The sequence below is a fragment of the Pontibacter populi genome (assembly GCF_019336435.1).
Taxonomy (GTDB): Bacteria; Bacteroidota; Bacteroidia; order Cytophagales; family Hymenobacteraceae; genus Pontibacter; species Pontibacter humidus.
The window spans coordinates 1,282,153-1,298,888 of the sequence record NZ_JAHWXQ010000001.1 but is presented as its reverse complement, the minus strand read 5'-3'; the positions used below and the strand labels follow the sequence as shown (position 1 = coordinate 1,298,888).

Genomic DNA, 16,736 nt, shown 5'->3' with positions numbered 1-16,736 from the left:
GTATCTAAGCCCATACTCTGGTTCCTTCCGTACAGTTACGGCACATTTCAACTTCTGCCCTCGAGCGGAGCACTGCCTGCCTGAAGGTCGTATACTTTTCGCTGCGCCAAACCCGGCTGAATTGCTCTTCTTTCAGGTCTCCGAACCGGTATTCAGCATCCTTGTCAAAACAGCAGGGCACTACCAGGCCATCCCAGGTTATAACGCACGAATGCCACATTTTCCAGCAATGGTTCAGCAGTTTATTTTTGATGCTATAGTTGCCGTTGCCATTGTTTTGGTAGCGCGAGTAATAATCTATAGTTGGGATGAGCGGAGAACCGTGCTGATAATCATAGATCTGGGCTGTTTTAAAAACAACTTCATCTACACCTAGTTCTTTTGCCAGCACTTTTACATCGTCCAGTTGGTGCTCGTTTGGCCGGACCACCAGGTACTGAAACATAATATGCGGCGTTTTAGACTTCAGGGCCTTTTTCCACTTCACCACGTTGCGGGTTCCCTCCAGCACCTTATCCAGTTTGCCGCCTATACGATATGCAGCGTACGTTTCCTGTGTCGTGCCATCTATCGAAACTATAAGCCTGTCCAGGCCCGACTCTACTGTTTTGCGTGCCGTTTCATCATCTAAATAATGGGCGTTGGTAGAGGTGGCTGTATAAATCCCTTTTTTGCTGGCATAGCTTACCATCTCCAGAAATTGTTTGTGCAGATAAGGCTCGCCCTGGAAATAAAAGATAAGATACAGCAATTTGCTGTGCAGTTGATCTATAACGCTTTGGTATAGTTCGGGCTGCAGCATGCCGGTGGGGCGCGTAAAGGAGCGCAGGCCGCTGGGGCATTCCGGGCAGCGCAGGTTACACGAGGTAGTTGGCTCCAGCGATATACTCACCGGCATGCCCCAGTGCACCGCTTTGCCTGTTGTTTTGGCATACAAATAACTGCTTACCACCTGTACTGCGTTAAACGCACGCTTCCACGTCATCTTCGACAAAAAGTTAAGCCCGTCTGTGATGTGTGGGTTCATGTGGAAGTAAGTAATAATGTGGGATATCCGCCAAAAATTTAGGGGCAACCATTGCCGGCTGCCCCTAAGTTATAGTAAAGGACTTAAAAAGCCCAATTTATAGTTTGTTAGTACCTGAACAGCGCTTTCACATTGGCACCGCCTTCTGCAGCCCCTTCACTCAGGCCGTCGTAGCTGCTTACAAATACACGTCCGCCCTGAGCCAAGGTTTTGGTAGCCGCCAGGTTCACCAGGTCATCATCGCCACGGTGGTATTCGTCATGTATCTCTGCTACGGCATTCTTTGCATCATATCGACCCCAAACCGGTTGGCCAGGTGCAATAAACAGCGTTTCTACGCGGCCATGCACTGCTTCTGCTGCTACAGTTGCAATGTCTTCAGAAGTAACGCCTGTACCTGCTACGTTCTCGTAACGCGAAAGCGAGTCGGTATGGTTTTGCTGCATCAATGGCTTAACTACAGCAAGTGCTTTTTCATGCAACCCGTTGGCAGCATCTGCATTCTCGTTCACATGAATGTTTTCCGGAACAATGTTCTTGTACTTGCTATGCGCTTTAAAAATACTGCAGTAATGATCGACACCTGCCAGCACCAGCGGAACATGTTCGTCGTGTAATATCTGCTGCAGGCTGTTGTCTACTTCAATCATGAACTCACGCACGCGCTCATGCTCTTCGTCGCCTTTGGTTGAGCCTGCCCCATGCACAATGTTAGAACCGTTTACTGTAGTCGTTGAGTTTGTAAAGTCCTGATCTTTGCCTTTGATATCAAACTTGAGCGCTTTGTTCATTGACTCCGGCACAAAGGAGCTTATATCTATCGGACGCATCCTGTCGAGAGTAGCCTCATATAATCCGATCTTTTCGCGGTTCAGGCAAAGTATAAAGAAACGCCCGTTCTGGCTCAGTAGCGGAATAACAGGCGTAAAGTAGAATTGATCCAGCACATACACTACATCCGGCATAGTTACCGGCAGTGTATAGTGTGCCGAAAACCCTTTCGTAATAAATACAGCCAGGCCCTCTGCCTGGTGGCGCCAGAAATTACCGTCTGCCAGTAAGTCTTCTGCCGGTTTCATGTAAGCATCTATCTCTGTTTCAGGCACATCATGTCGGGCGAGTAAAGCTTTCGCTTCCCTTATCTTATTCTTGAAGAGTATCTGGTCGTTTCCATTCAGTGTTTCGTGTCCGGCCCGGTGAGTGGGTATAAAAATAGAGATGCACAGCGCATTCTGAGTGTTATTCTGCACATTAAGTAATTTCTCAATGTCTTTTCTGTGGATTAATGCCATATGCTTTGCCTTTTAAGTATTGTTTTTAGGTATTCACTTGGTTCTTTAAAATCACCCATGCTTTAGCAGAGGGATGAATCTAAAGTACGCAGTAGCTTAAGCAACGGTTATTTTAGGTTGTATTATTGGTTTATAGTTGACTGGTTATAATTCCTCTATTGTCATTTCGACCAGAGGGAGAAATCTGAGTTCTATAGTTTGATTTCCTACAATCCGCACCAAGCCTTTTCTTTCAAAATTCTTTCCATCCTGGGAGCTTTACTTGCCTACAGTTTCAAGCTAGCTTTGGTGCCCTCACGGCCGGGAGGCCCCGCCTTCGGGCATCGCGCGGCTGCTTTCTTGCTTCCCTCGCTCTGCTCGTGTTGCCTAAAGGCACCGCAACAAAGCAAAGGCGCTCAACCCAAAGACTGCGATCAAGTTCGATAGTTACTGCCTTAGCTATGGCCTCTTTATTTACTCTTGGCTAAAGCAGATAGGTTATTTGTTCGTGGCTATAGTTCCTTGGGGCCAAGTAAACCTGGCCTGCTCGTGGTCTGTAACTATAGAACTATAGTTTGTGAGTTAGTGAAGAAAGAAAAGTCCCCCTTTGAAGGGGGTAGGGGGATGACAAACGCAGACTATAAAATTATAGCTAACTATAACTATAGCCGAAATTCCCCTCTCGGGAGGGGTAGGGGTGGGTTAAAACCGCAACTATAAAACTATAACTCCAACTATAATAAAAGCCCAATCCTGAAAATCCTGATTCAAACAAAACCGCCCGGCACCAAAGGCACCGGGCGGTTGAACGGGTTTAGGGTTGGTTTGGGGTTATTTGTTAGTGGCCTGTCCCTGCTGACTCAGGTGGCGCAGAATATCGTTGGCAGCTTCGCGGTCGCTAGGGCGGCGTGCTTTTATAGTTACAAAACGTCCTTCTTCGTCAATCAGGAAATAAGCGGGCACATCTTTCAGGTCGTAGCGTTTTACAAGCTCTGCATCCAGGCCTTTCAGGTACAAATGTGTGCCCAGCAATTGCTTTGTAGTTACCATCTTATGCCATTTCGCCTCATCCTCATCCAGCCCCACATTTACAAACACCACATTTTTATCCTGTAGTTGCTTGGTAAGTGCCTGCATGTGTGGCAATTCTATCATACATAAACCGCAGCCTGCCTGCCAGAAATTCAGGTACACCAGTTTGCCTTTAAAATCGCTGAGCGCTACTTCTGAGCCATCTATACTTTTTAGTTTAAAGTCAGGAGCCAGGCTGCCCAATGCACTTTTGCTGTTCTCTGCAAGGTACTTCTCCAGGTACGCTACTACATCAGGCTGTTTGCTGCCGGCTTTATAGTCTTGCAGCATTTCTTCGGTGTGACCAATATGGCCTTTCTGGATAGACTGTTTCAGGATATTTGCTTGCGCCAGTAACCGGGCGTTGCCTTGTAGCTTTTCAGCAGCTAGCGTATAGTTCTTTTTATAGTATAGTTTATCTGTCTCCATAAGGCCGGCGGCTTTGGTAAAGTGTGCCGTATAGTTGCGCAGAAAAGCAATATATGCCGGACTTATCGCTAAACCGTTCTGCATGTCTAGCTGATCCAGAAAAGCATAAAATGACGCTGATGGGGCTACATAGTTTTTGCTGGCCCCTACACGCTGGCGCAAGGCCGGGTAGGTTACTTTATCATTGGCATACCCAAAGGCTATCTCAGAAAGGGAAAAAGCTTTAAATTTCTCTGAAACCGGGTTTTTAGCAGTATACTTTTCCAGGTTTTTGAGCTGGTCTTTTTTGCGAAGGTCCAGGAATTCGGTAAATTCCTTTTCGTCTAGTTTAATGTTGTCGGGCAGCACCTGGTAATCTTCTACCTCATCGAAACGGCGGGTGTATTGTGCCAGGTAATTGTTCTCGTTAGCACCTTTGCCTTCAAACTTTATAGTTTTCAGAAACTTGTCGCCGTTAAAACTCAGGGTTAAACTATAGCCGGGCTCCAGGTATACAGGCACTACTTCGTTATCGTGCACCAGTTCGGCCAGGGTAGTTTCTGTAACCGGAATTTCCAGTTTAAAGGTATTGCCGTTAAGTTCTACAGTTGTTTCTTTTTCTTCCGGGATGAGCGGGTTTGGATAGGTGATGACCGTGATCTCGTCAGAAAGCGGATTGGTAATTTTGCCGGTAATAATGGCTTTGCCTTGCCCAAACGTATAGTTCACCAGCAATAGCGCAGCCAGCAACAGCAGTAATTGAATTCGCTTCATAAAAGGTCAGAAAATAGAATGTTCAGCTACTTTAACCCAATTTAATGGATTTATGTAGCTGAACATCAATTTACTAACTATAAATTCCGGACCTGCTAAAATTACTTCACAAAACCAGAAATGCTATAGTTGCTCTTCTATTCCTGCAATAGGTTTAGCCAAACAATTCACTGAAAACATCTTCCAGTTTACTGAAGGCGTGCACCTTAATGTTAAACTTACTGAAGTCGAGTCCTTTCTTGTTGTATTTAGAGATGTAGATGTCCGTAAAGCCTAACTTTTCAGCTTCGGATATGCGGTTCTCGACACGGTTTACAGCCCTTATTTCGCCACCCAAGCCAACTTCTGCGGCAAAGCAGGCCGTATTGGGTATGGCCAGGTCTTCGAACGATGACAGGATAGAGGCGCAAACTGCCAGATCCAGGGCAGGGTCTTCTACTTTAAGGCCGCCGGCAATGTTCAGGAACACGTCCTGGGCACCTAATCTGTAACCACCGCGTTTCTCAAGCACAGCTAGCAGCATATTCAGGCGCTTGCCATCAAAGCCAGTGCTGGTGCGTTGCGGCGTTCCGTAGGTAGCAGGCGTTACCAAACTCTGTACTTCAATCAAAAGTGGTCTGTTGCCTTCTAGTGTAGCGCCAATGCCAATCCCGCTGAAAGCATCTTCGCGCTGCGATATAAGTATTTCCGATGGATTACTCACTTCGCGCAAACCTGCACCCATCATCTCGTAAATACCTAGTTCCGAGGTAGAACCAAAACGATTCTTAGTCGTGCGCAGTATGCGGTAAGTCATGTGGCGGTCGCCTTCGAACTGCAGTACAGTATCTACCATGTGCTCCAGAATTTTAGGGCCGGCCAGGTTGCCTTCTTTCGTGATGTGTCCGATCAGGAAAACCGGCGTACCACTTTCTTTGGCAAACTTCAGAAGCTCTGCTGTACACTCGCGCACCTGACTCACGCTGCCCGCGCCAGCTTCAATGAATGACGAATGCAACGTTTGAATAGAGTCAACTATAAGTACCTGTGGTTGTAGCTGTTCTATCTGTTTAAAGATGTTCTGGGTGCCGGTTTCGGTTAATATAAAGCAGTCAGAAGTAGCAGTGCCAATGCGCTCTGCACGCATTTTTATCTGCTGCTCGCTTTCTTCACCGCTCACATACAGCACACGCAAGCCCCGTAAGCTCAGTGCAATCTGCAGCATCAGCGTTGATTTGCCTATGCCTGGTTCGCCACCGATCAGTACCATAGAGCCGGGCACAATGCCGCCACCCAATACCCGGTTCAGTTCCTGGTCGGTAGTATCTACACGCTGCTGCTCCTGGAATGTAATATCGGCGATCGGTTTTGGTTTGCTTGCTACCTGTGCCGAACTGCTGCCCACTTTCCATATGCTGGTCGGGGTCAGTTCTTCGCGTTGCACTACTTCTTCCACGTAGGTGTTCCACTCGCCGCAGGCGGGGCATTTTCCAATCCATTTTGCTGATTGTGCGCCGCAGTTCTGGCAGAAGTAGGAGGTTTTTATTTTAGCCATATAAGGTTAGTTCTTGTTGTTGTATAGTTGGCAGAAAAGAAGTGGTTTGCCAGCAGACTATAACAACTAAAAGGTGTAAAACGGTCAAAAAAAGTAGCTTAAAAGATATATTTTCAGAGTAGTGTTTATACTGTTTCCTCCACCGGGATCTCCTTAAAATAAACCCTGAAAGTGGTGCCGACGCCATGGTCGCTATCTACTTTTATTTTACCGCCGTTGTTCTCAATTATGCGCTTTACAATGTACAAGCCAATGCCGGTACCTTCCACATGTGTGTGTAGTCGCTTAAACATACTGAACAATTTATGCTGATGCTCTTTTTTGATACCCAGCCCATTATCGGCAACTTCCAGCACTACATAATCATCCTGCCGGTAGGTACTTATTGCAACTTCCGGTGTTCTGTCCGGGGAGCGGTATTTTACAGCATTCGATACCAGGTTGTACATAATACTGCGCAGGTTTTTGCGGGCATATAGGATGGCATCAACCTCAAAGCTGGTCTTTATCTGGGTTCCGGTGTCATCTACCAGGCCATTTATGTCTATCAGCACATCTTTCAGTATGTCATCAAACCGAAGCGGCTCTACTTTAGACTGCAGTTCTTTCTGTACTTTGGTTATCTCAGTAAGGTCAGCTATAGTTCCTTTTAGCTTGTTAATGGAGTTAGTCACCATATCGAGCACCTTTTCATCTTCGGAATCCAGCTTGCCCTGCAATATATCGCGGAGCATAATCACCAGGCCTTCAATGTTGGCTATCGGCGATTTAAGGTCGTGCGAGGCGGTGTATACAAAGTTATCGAGGTCGCTGTTGATGCGGAGCAGTTCGTTGTTCTTGTCGCTAAGCTCGTCGTTGGCGGCCAGCAACCCGGAGCGAGCCGTTACCAATTCTGTTACTTCTATAGCAAAAACCAGCACCGCCTCTACATTCCCGTTCAGGTCTTTTAAAGGCTGATATACCAGGTTAAAGTACGCCTCTATTGCCGGGCCATTACTAGTCGGAGTGATAGTTACAGGTACTTCATTGCCAACGTAAGGCTTTCCGGTACTGAATACTTCCTCTATTTTCATGAAGAAACCATCGCCTTCACGTTCGTTATGCGCTTCGTAAATAGTTCGGCCTACTAACGGGCGGTTGCCATATAAACTGCGGTAAAGTGGGTTAGCCAGTACATACTGCATATCCGGTGCACGCACCAGGCCTACCAGCGCCGGCACCTCAAGGAACAGCTTCTGCAGCAGTTCTGCATTTTGTTTTACTCTACGCTCCGCCTCCTTAATTTCTGTAATATCTATAATAGAAGAGATGTGGCCCATAAACCCGCCATCAACATCAAAACGAGGCGTACTGGTTATGGCAACCCAGCGGTATTGCCCGTCAAGGCGCAGCATGCGGAGTTCCATTCTGAAACTTACACCGTCTTCAACTGCTTTAATACGTTTCTGAGCTGCGTATTCCCTGTCTTCCGCATGGAGGTAACTGACCCATTGCCGGCTTAAGGTGTCTTTTAAAGAGTTGCCGGTAAAATCGATCCATTGCTTGTTTACATAAATAAAATGCCCTGTCTCGTCGGTGATCGCAATAATTACCGGTGCATTATCAGCCATCGCCCTGAAGCGTGCCTCACTTTCTATAATTGCCTGCTGCGTGCGCTTTTCATCTGTAATGTCACGCACCTCAATTATAGTATAGCTTATGCTGTCATTCTCTATAATTGGCTGCACCGCGCACATCGCATCAAAGTAAGAACCGTCTTTTCGCACAAATACTTCTTCCAGGGCGCGTATAGCTTGCTTCTGTTTCAGTGCCTTTCGTATCGGGCAATCTTCTTCTTCAAACTCTGATCCATCCGGGTGTTTATGGTGAATCATGTCATGAAGGCTTTGCTGCTGCATTTCCTCAAAAGAATAACCGGTCATTTCCTCAGCAGCAGGGTTCATAAAGGTGCAATACCCTCTTGAGTCAAGTATGAACAGGGCGGCAGTGGCATTATCGGTTATCGTTTGTTTCAGGCGGTTAGAGCGGCGTGTGCTCGACAGCGACCAGATAATGAAGAACATCAGGAAGCTGATAATACTACCACCCAGCAATATAAAGTAAGGCAGGCCGGCATCAGAGGTCTGCACAAAAGACGGCTTGGCTGTGCTGTAAATGCGCCAGGTATTGTTAGCTATAGTTATGGTATTCGTTTTGCTGAGCCTCGCCTTATTGCTGCTATAATGCAGTACAGAATCGGTGCTGTATAGCAGCGATTCTTTGTTCATAGTGGTACCGTCGTACACTTCTATGTCAATGTCGCCATAGTCGTCACCCAGGGCATACGACATAAAGTCTTTTGCCCGGAAAGGGCTGTAAATAAACCCTTTAATTAGGTATTGCCGCTCCTGTATGGTTTCAGGGTCAGCGTTGTTGCGGTAAACCGGCAGGTAGATCAGGAAGCCGGCCTGTTCATCTTTACCGGTTTCCTGCCTCAGACGTACCTTACCCGACATTGCTGGCTGTTTGGTATCGCGGGCAATGCGCATCGCCGATTGCCTGATCGGCTCGCTGAACATATCAAAGCCAAAAGCCCGCAGGTTGCGAGCAGTAAAGGGCTCCAGGTAAATAATTGAACTATAGATTGGCCGTTTGCCTTCCGGCACAACTTTGTAATCCGGAAATCCTTCTTTTCTTATCTGCCTGACGTGTGCTTCCATTTCGTCGGGCCTGATAAAGTGTGTATAGCCCAACCCTTGTATGCCAGGGTATTTTTCTTCGAGATTAAGGTTTTTAGAGTACGTGTGCCAGGCAGCCCGCTCTACTGTATCAGAGGCAATGAACAAAGCTTTGCCCCCGATCAGGATCTGTATATAATCATTCAGTCGTTTGTGGATATCCTGGGTAGCCTGGTCAGCCCGGAGCTCAAACAGTTTTTCGCTTCGCTCGGCGGCTTTCTTCTTTGTTTCGGAGTATAAAAATATAGTTACTAAAAAGATGAGCAGGAAAGATGAGATAGCAATTACGTGATCCTGAATAAAAGCAGCAATTTTAGCTAATCTCATAGGCTAGGGGTTAAGCAACAGCCAACGCAATAGTATAAAGTATACTTTTACCCAGAGTATTTGTTGGGTTGTGGTTGTACTATACCCAAATATACAAAAAAGAGGTTGCAGGGCAAATTTACCATCTTTATCATTTTATAACTTTTTGGATAATCCCTTTTAGCACAACCTCTTGTATTTTATCTGTAAACCTGCTACATTAAGTATACTAAACTATAAACTCTGCCTGATGAAACCGATACAACAATGGTTTGACGAATACGGACAAAGCCATCAGAACCACACCAATAAGCTGATCCATTGGATCTGTGTGCCGCTTATCTTTTTCAGCATTATCGGGTTACTGGCCAGCATACCAAGTGAGCCACTTAAAATGCTTTTCCCGGAAGAGTTACGCCCTTTTGTACATTTCGGAACTATAGTTATACTGCTCGGGCTGCTTTTTTACCTGCGCTTGTCGGTGCCTATGTTTGCAGGTATGGTTATGGTTTGCGCCGCTATGCTCTGGCTGGTATACCTGGTTGACTATAAAACAGATAGCCCCTTATGGTTGGTAAGCCTTCTCGTGTTTATAGCTGCCTGGATCGGGCAGTTCTATGGGCACAAAGTGGAGGGTAAAAAGCCTTCCTTTTTAAAAGATCTGCAGTTTTTATTGATAGGGCCTGCCTGGTTACTTGGGTTTATATACCGGAAATTGGGTATACCCTATTAACTTTGCAGAAAATACCCGTTTATGCTTGAGATAATAAGAAGCCTGTTGATAGGCATGTTTGCTATTGCTGTGTTGTTGCCTGTAGTTCGTTTTGCAATGCGAAGACTGTTGTCAGGCTCAACAGGAGAGAAACTGACTCTTGAAGAACAGCAATACATCCAGAAAAAGGAGTGGAGGTTAACGTTTGCTTATTTCTTTTTTGCCTGCGTGCTGGCCGTGTTCAGTGCCGGTGCACTGGCCATGCTCTCAAGTATAATTCATGCTTCAACCGGAGGGTGGATCCACCTGCTTACTCCAAACTTCAGAGCCTTCTTTGCACCGGGGTTACTGCTGGGCTTAACCTTAGCTGTTCTACCTCTGAGAATGGTTCAAAGGTCGCTTTTAGGCCACGATTATGAAATGTACCAAAGTCACCTGCTACAAACAGAAGGGCGTGGCTCCATCAAGATATATCGGCTGCTTTTCCTGACAATGGTAATTATTTCCGGTGTGGTTGTATGGTTTGTTATGCAATGGCACATCCGGATATTTGAGAACACGCTTACCGTTACCAACATGCTCTCTGAAGAACGCAGCTATAGCATGTCGCAAATAAGCAAAATCGAATATCTTGGCGCGGAAGGGGAGTACCTGATCACTTTTAACGATAACTCCAATATTAACACTACTTACCTGAAGCCGGTACAATTAGAGATGATTGCGCTGCTATCTGAAAAATCAGGTAAGAAAGTGATTCGATAATGGGTTAGGAGTTGATTAAGCTATTTTAGGCCTATAGTTTCTCCTTTGTCATTTCGACGAAAGGAGAAATCTATCTCAGCTTATAGTTGAAGTCTTTCCTGTCAGAACCAAGCCTTCCTTTCAAATATCCTTTCATCCTAGGAGCTCTAAGAGCCTATCGTTTCAATCTGGCTTTGGTGCCCTCACGGCCGGGAGGCCTCGTCTTCAGGCATCGCGCTGTTGCTTTCTTGCTATCCTCGTCCCTCGGATTGCCTGGCGGCACCGCAACAAATCAAAGGCGCTCAACCCAAAGACTGAGATTAGTTCGATAGCAACCACCATCTATAATTTGAAAAGATAAGCTTCGAGACTTATCGTGGCTATAGTTTCGTAGGGACAGGTGAACCTGCCCTTATCGTGGTGTCAACCTATAACCAAGCTCCTTCCCCTGTTATTAGGGGAAGGTTGGGAAGGGGTAAAACTGTAACTATAGAACTATAGCGAAAACTATAGCTATGGCAGCAATTGTCCCCTTGAGGACAAGTGAGAACGAGAGTTCGAAACTTGCGAGCAGCGCTCAACAGGGGTGTTGAAACCGTAACTATAAAACGATACCTCAACTATACCAACAGCAGAAATTTCCCTCTCGGGAGGGGTAGGGGTGGGTTAAAGCCGCAACAATGAAACTGTTTACTCGACTATAGTAAAGGTCTTATCTCCCTACTACCAAGATCCTTTCAGGATGACAAATGGAGAAGTAGCCAGAGAAACTCCCTGCCTTCAAGGCGGAGCTGGGTGGTTGGGCCACGCCAACTATAAAACTACAGCCGCATCCACTAACCTAGTCTCAAAATATTTCCATCATAAGATTCCTACCTCTTATCTTTGCACCCGGATTTCTGAAACTACAAAATGAAATATAAATTACTGATGCTGATGCTGCTATGGAGCGTGGCAGCATTCGCACAGAAGAAAGCAATTACCGTAACCGAGCAAACGATAACGATACCGGCAGATGGCCAGCAAGCTGTGTACTTTTATGGTTTCCAGAAAGGCGACGTTGCGGCAATCACCATTGAACCTGACAAGCCCGGACAAACAATAAACCTGGAAGTGCAGGAATTTGCTTCGGGTGCTGTTGTGTATAGTTCGCAACCGGTAAAAAGAGTAAAAGAACTGAAGCTGACCGTGCCGCAAAAGCTGGTGTATAAGTTTATAGTTTCATCCACTTCTGATAAAGCCATACCGGCGAGGTTAAGCATAAAACGCCTTCCTGAAAAAGAAGAAACCCGCCACTTTAACGCCAACATCACCTGGCAAACTATAACCGATACCACCTGGGCAACCACAACCGAAAAAGTACTGGTAAAAGGCGAACTGACGCCCGTAACTATAGTTGATAAAACGTTCCGGGTGGCCTCTATGGCAAACCTGAACCCGAGCCGTGTGTCGGTGCCGTTTAAGTTGCCGGCCAATACCGTGCATTGGGTGTACTGGATCGGTGTGGGGCAGCAGTCGGTAGAAGACCTGAAGAACATGACCAAACTGGTTACAAAAGGAGCTTCAGTAATAGCATCTTCAACAGTAAGTCCGGTAGTGGGCTTTGGGTTGGGCTTGCTGCCGGGTTTACCACAGGTTAATGCCAGCGGAAATATTGATTATTACTTTATGAATAAGCAATCAGCAGAGAAGTTTGTGGCGGATGAAGAGGGGTGGAAACTTTATCCTTTCGCGCAGGGCACAGGCATTGTCTCTGACTATAAAAAAGTAACACTCTCCGAAACACCAAAAACCTCCGACGGTACCCTGCACGCCACTTTCCGGAACAGCAACACCGTCACCGGCCTGGACATTACGCTGAAGATCGTAGCCTTTGAGCAGGAAAAGAAGTACGTAAACAAGCAGGTGCGCAAACCGGTTAAAATAGAACAGAAGCAGGTACCTGTTTTCGGGGAGAAGTAATTATAGTTACGAGTTACGAGTGCCGGGTTACGAGTTGATATTTAATTAAAATATCATCCTGACGACGGGAGAGACCTAACTTAAATAAAAGCCGATTCAGATTTCTCACATAGTCCGAAATGACAAAAGGAGTGAGCAGCAATAATTAAAGTATAACTCGAGACTCGGCACTCGTAACTCACAACTCTTTTTAGTAGTTTTGCCGCGTAAGAATTGATCCTTTAAACCTAAGTATAAACGATATGCAAGTTCGCGTAGAGAAAGACACGATGGGCCCTGTAGAGGTGCCTGCAGACAAATACTGGGGTGCTCAGACGCAGCGCTCTAAAGAAAATTTCACCATCGGTGGCCAGTTGATGCCGAAGGAAGTGATCGAAGCTTTTGCTATACTTAAAAAATCGGCGGCTTTTGCTAACGCTGAGTTGGGCGTACTGGCACAGGACAAAGCGGAGATCATCGGTAGAGTTTGCGACGAAATTCTGGAAGGCAAACTGGCTGACGAATTCCCGCTGGTGGTGTGGCAGACAGGTTCGGGCACGCAGTCAAACATGAACGTGAACGAAGTGGTAGCTAACCGCGCGCACGTATTGCTGGGCGGCAACCTGATGGACGAGAAAAAGAAAATCCACCCGAACGACGACGTAAACAAGTCGCAGTCTTCTAACGACACCTTCCCGACAGCGATGCACATTGCCGCTTACAAAAAAGTGGTAGAGCACACACTGCCGTTGGTTAAGAAACTACGCGACACGCTGCACAGCAAGTCTGAAGAGTTCATGGATGTGGTGAAGATCGGACGTACGCACCTGATGGATGCTACCCCGCTTACACTAGGCCAGGAGCTTTCGGGTTACGTAGCCCAGCTGGACTATGGCATGAAAGCGCTTCGCAACACGCTGGAGCACCTGAGCACGCTGGCCCTTGGTGGTTCTGCGGTTGGTACAGGCCTTAACACGCCGGCTGGTTACGATGTACTGGTTGCCGAGAAGATCTCTCAGTTTGCAGGTCATACGTTCATCACAGCTCCAAACAAATTCGAAGCACTTGCAGCACACGATGCTATAGTTGAGACATCCGGCGCGTTGAAGCAACTGGCTGTATCGCTGATGAAGATTGCCAACGACATCCGTTTACTGGCTTCTGGTCCGCGTTCCGGTATCGCTGAGATCCTGATCCCAGAGAACGAGCCAGGTTCTTCTATCATGCCAGGCAAAGTAAACCCAACACAGGCAGAAGCAATGACCATGGTTTGCGCGCAGGTGATCGGTAACGACGTGGCTATTTCCGTGGGCGGCATGAACGGACATTTCGAACTGAACGTGTTTAAGCCAGTGATGATCTACAACCTGCTGATGAGCGCCCAGCTGATCGGTGATGCCTGCGACTCTTTCGACAAGCATTGCGCTGTAGGGATTGAGCCGAATACAGCCCGCATTAAAGAGAACTTAGAGAACTCGCTGATGCTGGTAACAGCCCTTAACCCGCACATCGGTTACGACAACGCAGCCAAGATCGCGAAGAAAGCTCACAAAGAAGGCACAACGCTTCGCCAGGCAGCTATCGCCCTTGATCTGTTGACAAGCGAGCAGTACGACGAGTGGGTGAAGCCGGAAGACATGATCGGCAGCTTGAAGAAGTAAGAACTATAGTTTGTAGAGACGCAATATTTTGCGTCTTGGTAGATAAAGGAAAAGCAGCTCCGTTTGGGGCTGCTTTTCCTTTATCTAATAAAATTTCTTAATAGATGTTATATTTGTTTCTATAGTTAATATATCATCCTTCTAAATCCATATCAGACAAACAAGTTTTATAAAACTAATCTAATAGAATGCAGATTCTTTTCTTACTTGGTAATGGATTCGATCTTAATCTTGGAATGAAAACAAGATATAAAGATTTCTATTGTCATTATCTATCAGTTGAATCAAAGAAAGAATATGTAAATAAATTCAAAAAGCATCTCTCTGAAAATCTAGATAATTGGTCAGATTTAGAATTATCGCTTGGAGAGTATACTCAAAACATAAAAACACTTGAGGAATTCGATGATGTTTTTGAGGACATTGCGGAAAAGTTAGCTGACTTCCTTCTTGAACAAGAAAATAATTTTGACTTCAGTAAAATATTAAAAGAAGAGCTTCATAAGTGCTTAATATATCCTGAACAGTATCTTCTAAACTCCGATCGTAATCAACTTTCTGAATATAAAGATAGATGGAGCAAAAATAGATGGTACGTTCACATAATCACCTTTAATTATACTAGAACCCTAGAAAGAATTTTAGGAGAAGAAATATCAAATATTAAAATTGGTACTCATCATGATTTGGCACATGTAAGTTTACAAGGTATTGATCATTTGCATGGATTCGTGGATGAACGAATGATTATGGGTGTAAACGATAAATCACAGGTGAAGAACGTTCAATTTCATGAAAACCCAGATGTCCTTGAAGCGATAATCAAAATTCAATGCAATAAGGCCCAAAAACATAATGTTGACGATGCGTGCATAAAGCGAATTACTACAGCTAACCTAATTTGTATTTTTGGCTCCTCAATTGGAGAAACAGATAATTATTGGTGGGAATTGATTGGCAACCAATTATTAGTAAGAGATTGTCACCTTATTATCTTTTATAAATGCGAGGATATTTCGCCGAGGTTTGCCTATAAAAAAGCACGTAAGGAACGGGAAATTAAGAATATTTTCCTTTCGAAAACCAAGTTAGATGAGAATGAAAAAAAACTTGTTGAGAGCAAGATTTTTGTCGGTATAAATACTAATTTGTTCAAACTGAATAACAGTTAAAATCTCAAGACTTTACATTTGCCAGTTATAAACTGGCTGCCATACTTCACACAAGTTACCGCTACACTCACACTTGCGTCATAAAGCTTTTCATAGCTGCACAATACCACCTTCGCTAGTGCGAGCTTGTAGCTCGTACTTATTTACATTAGAAAAGTAAGGCACGAGCTACAAGCTCGCGCCAGCAAGGGCCGGCAAGGAGATGAGTACTCCTCATAGCTGCGCAACACTACTCTCAAAGCGCCCAACTATAGTTGGCTTTACCGGAAACCGCCTTCCGCCGTATAATCCATAGTTCACACTTCCCTGCTCCCCTTCTTCACCCCAGGTTTTTTCGGGCTTCTACACTGTACTTCTGAAAAGCAGACAACAGGAGCCTGCCAATACTTATTGCGTTCTACACTTAACTATAAGCTACTATGAAAACATTCGATCAAAAATCTATTATTATCACGGGTGCTGCGATGGGCCTGGGGCTGGCAGCAGCCAAGGAGCTGGCAAGTCAGGGAGCAAATCTTACTTTGATGGATTTCAACAAAGACCAGCTTTCGGATACGGCTAACGACCTGACCAAAGAATTCTCTTCAGCAAAGATCATTACGGTGGTGGGCGATGCATCTAAAGAAGATGATGTTAAAAAGTATGTCTCTGAAACGGAGAAAGCTTTTGGCCACATAGATGGGTTTTACAATAACGCCGGAATCGAAGGCAAGCAGGCACCAATGACAGAGTACGACATCAATGTTTTCAAGAAGGTGATCGACATTAACCTGATGGGAGTTTATTACGGCATGCGCTATGTAATTCCGGTTATGCAGAAGCAAAAGTACGGGCGCATTGTAAATGTAGCATCGGTGGGAGGCATACGGGGCGTACTGAACCAGATAGCTTATGTAGCGAGCAAGCACGCCGTGTCCGGTATGACAAAAAACGCGGCCCTGGAATACGGAAAGGACGGCATCATAACCAACGCCATTGCGCCGGGCGCCATACTTACGCCTATGGTTGCCGAAGCCTTCAGAGAAGTAAACCCCGATGACCCCAAAGCCGCTGAAGCCGACTATGCCCAACGAAACCCTACCAGGCGCTTAGGCCTGCCCGAAGAAGTAGCCAAGGTTGTGGCGTTTCTGTTAAGTGATGCCGTATCTTATCTGAATGGGCAAACGATAGCTATAGATGGCGGTGAGTCCAATATGTACGGAAATCCCTGATCGTCCGTCAGCACACGCTGCAGCTATTTTATTACTTATAGTACTGGTGGCAGCTATGGCACGCGAAGCCTTATACATGAACTACGGTTAAAGGAAAAGCAGCTGCTGTTTGGGCTGCTTTTCGTGTTTTCTATCTTGTTTTAAGGCTTATAGTTAAAAACTGCCTCTGCTTAGAGCCCGATCTGATTAA

The 16,736-nt window shown here is 45.8% G+C and carries 11 protein-coding genes; 6 read left to right on the top strand and 5 right to left on the bottom strand.

Annotation, left to right across the window (positions count from 1 at the left end; all coding sequences use genetic code 11):
• Positions 1–4: 4 nt before the first annotated feature.
• The 5 genes from KYK27_RS05610 to KYK27_RS05590 all read right to left on the bottom strand — a co-directional run bounded on the left by KYK27_RS05610 (position 5) and on the right by KYK27_RS05590 (position 9,129).
• Positions 5–1,027 (bottom strand): SPASM domain-containing protein, encoded by a 1,023-nt coding sequence (locus KYK27_RS05610; protein ID WP_199108995.1) that lies wholly within the window; start codon positions 1,025–1,027, stop codon positions 5–7.
• A 107-nt stretch (positions 1,028–1,134) separates the two neighbouring features.
• Positions 1,135–2,319: a hypothetical protein gene (locus tag KYK27_RS05605; RefSeq protein ID WP_199108994.1), complete on the bottom strand. Its 1,185-nt coding sequence runs from the start codon at positions 2,317–2,319 to the stop codon at positions 1,135–1,137.
• An 810-nt stretch (positions 2,320–3,129) separates the two neighbouring features.
• Positions 3,130–4,551 (bottom strand): TlpA disulfide reductase family protein, encoded by a 1,422-nt coding sequence (locus KYK27_RS05600; protein ID WP_233150259.1) that lies wholly within the window; start codon positions 4,549–4,551, stop codon positions 3,130–3,132.
• Positions 4,552–4,705: 154 nt separating this feature from the next.
• Positions 4,706–6,085 carry a DNA repair protein RadA gene (radA, locus tag KYK27_RS05595; protein WP_199108993.1) on the bottom strand — a complete coding sequence of 460 codons (1,380 nt, stop codon included), beginning with the start codon at positions 6,083–6,085 and terminating at the stop codon, positions 4,706–4,708.
• Between the two features lie 125 nt (positions 6,086–6,210).
• Positions 6,211–9,129, bottom strand: coding sequence for a CHASE domain-containing protein (locus KYK27_RS05590; RefSeq protein ID WP_199108992.1), 2,919 nt, complete (start codon positions 9,127–9,129; stop codon positions 6,211–6,213).
• 229 nt (positions 9,130–9,358) lie between these two features.
• Here KYK27_RS05590 and KYK27_RS05585 point away from each other — a divergent pair, with 229 nt between their 5' ends.
• From KYK27_RS05585 to KYK27_RS05560, 6 genes are all read left to right on the top strand, one after another.
• Complete coding sequence (locus KYK27_RS05585) at positions 9,359–9,841, top strand: DUF962 domain-containing protein (RefSeq protein WP_199108991.1); 483 nt, start codon at positions 9,359–9,361, stop codon at positions 9,839–9,841.
• Between the two features lie 21 nt (positions 9,842–9,862).
• Positions 9,863–10,582, top strand: coding sequence for a hypothetical protein (locus tag KYK27_RS05580; protein WP_199108990.1), 720 nt, complete (start codon positions 9,863–9,865; stop codon positions 10,580–10,582).
• 891 nt (positions 10,583–11,473) lie between these two features.
• On the top strand, positions 11,474–12,523 hold the full coding sequence (locus KYK27_RS05575; protein WP_199108989.1) for a hypothetical protein: 1,050 nt from the start codon (positions 11,474–11,476) through the stop codon (positions 12,521–12,523).
• 242 nt (positions 12,524–12,765) lie between these two features.
• The gene (fumC, locus tag KYK27_RS05570; RefSeq protein WP_199108988.1) at positions 12,766–14,163 is read left to right on the top strand and encodes a class II fumarate hydratase; all 1,398 of its coding nucleotides are present in this window, start codon (positions 12,766–12,768) and stop codon (positions 14,161–14,163) included.
• Between the two features lie 188 nt (positions 14,164–14,351).
• Positions 14,352–15,335, top strand: a complete 984-nt coding sequence (locus KYK27_RS05565; RefSeq protein WP_199108987.1) for an AbiH family protein — start codon at positions 14,352–14,354, stop codon at positions 15,333–15,335.
• 419 nt (positions 15,336–15,754) lie between these two features.
• Complete coding sequence (locus KYK27_RS05560) at positions 15,755–16,546, top strand: glucose 1-dehydrogenase (RefSeq protein WP_199108986.1); 792 nt, start codon at positions 15,755–15,757, stop codon at positions 16,544–16,546.
• Positions 16,547–16,736: the final 190 nt, after the last annotated feature.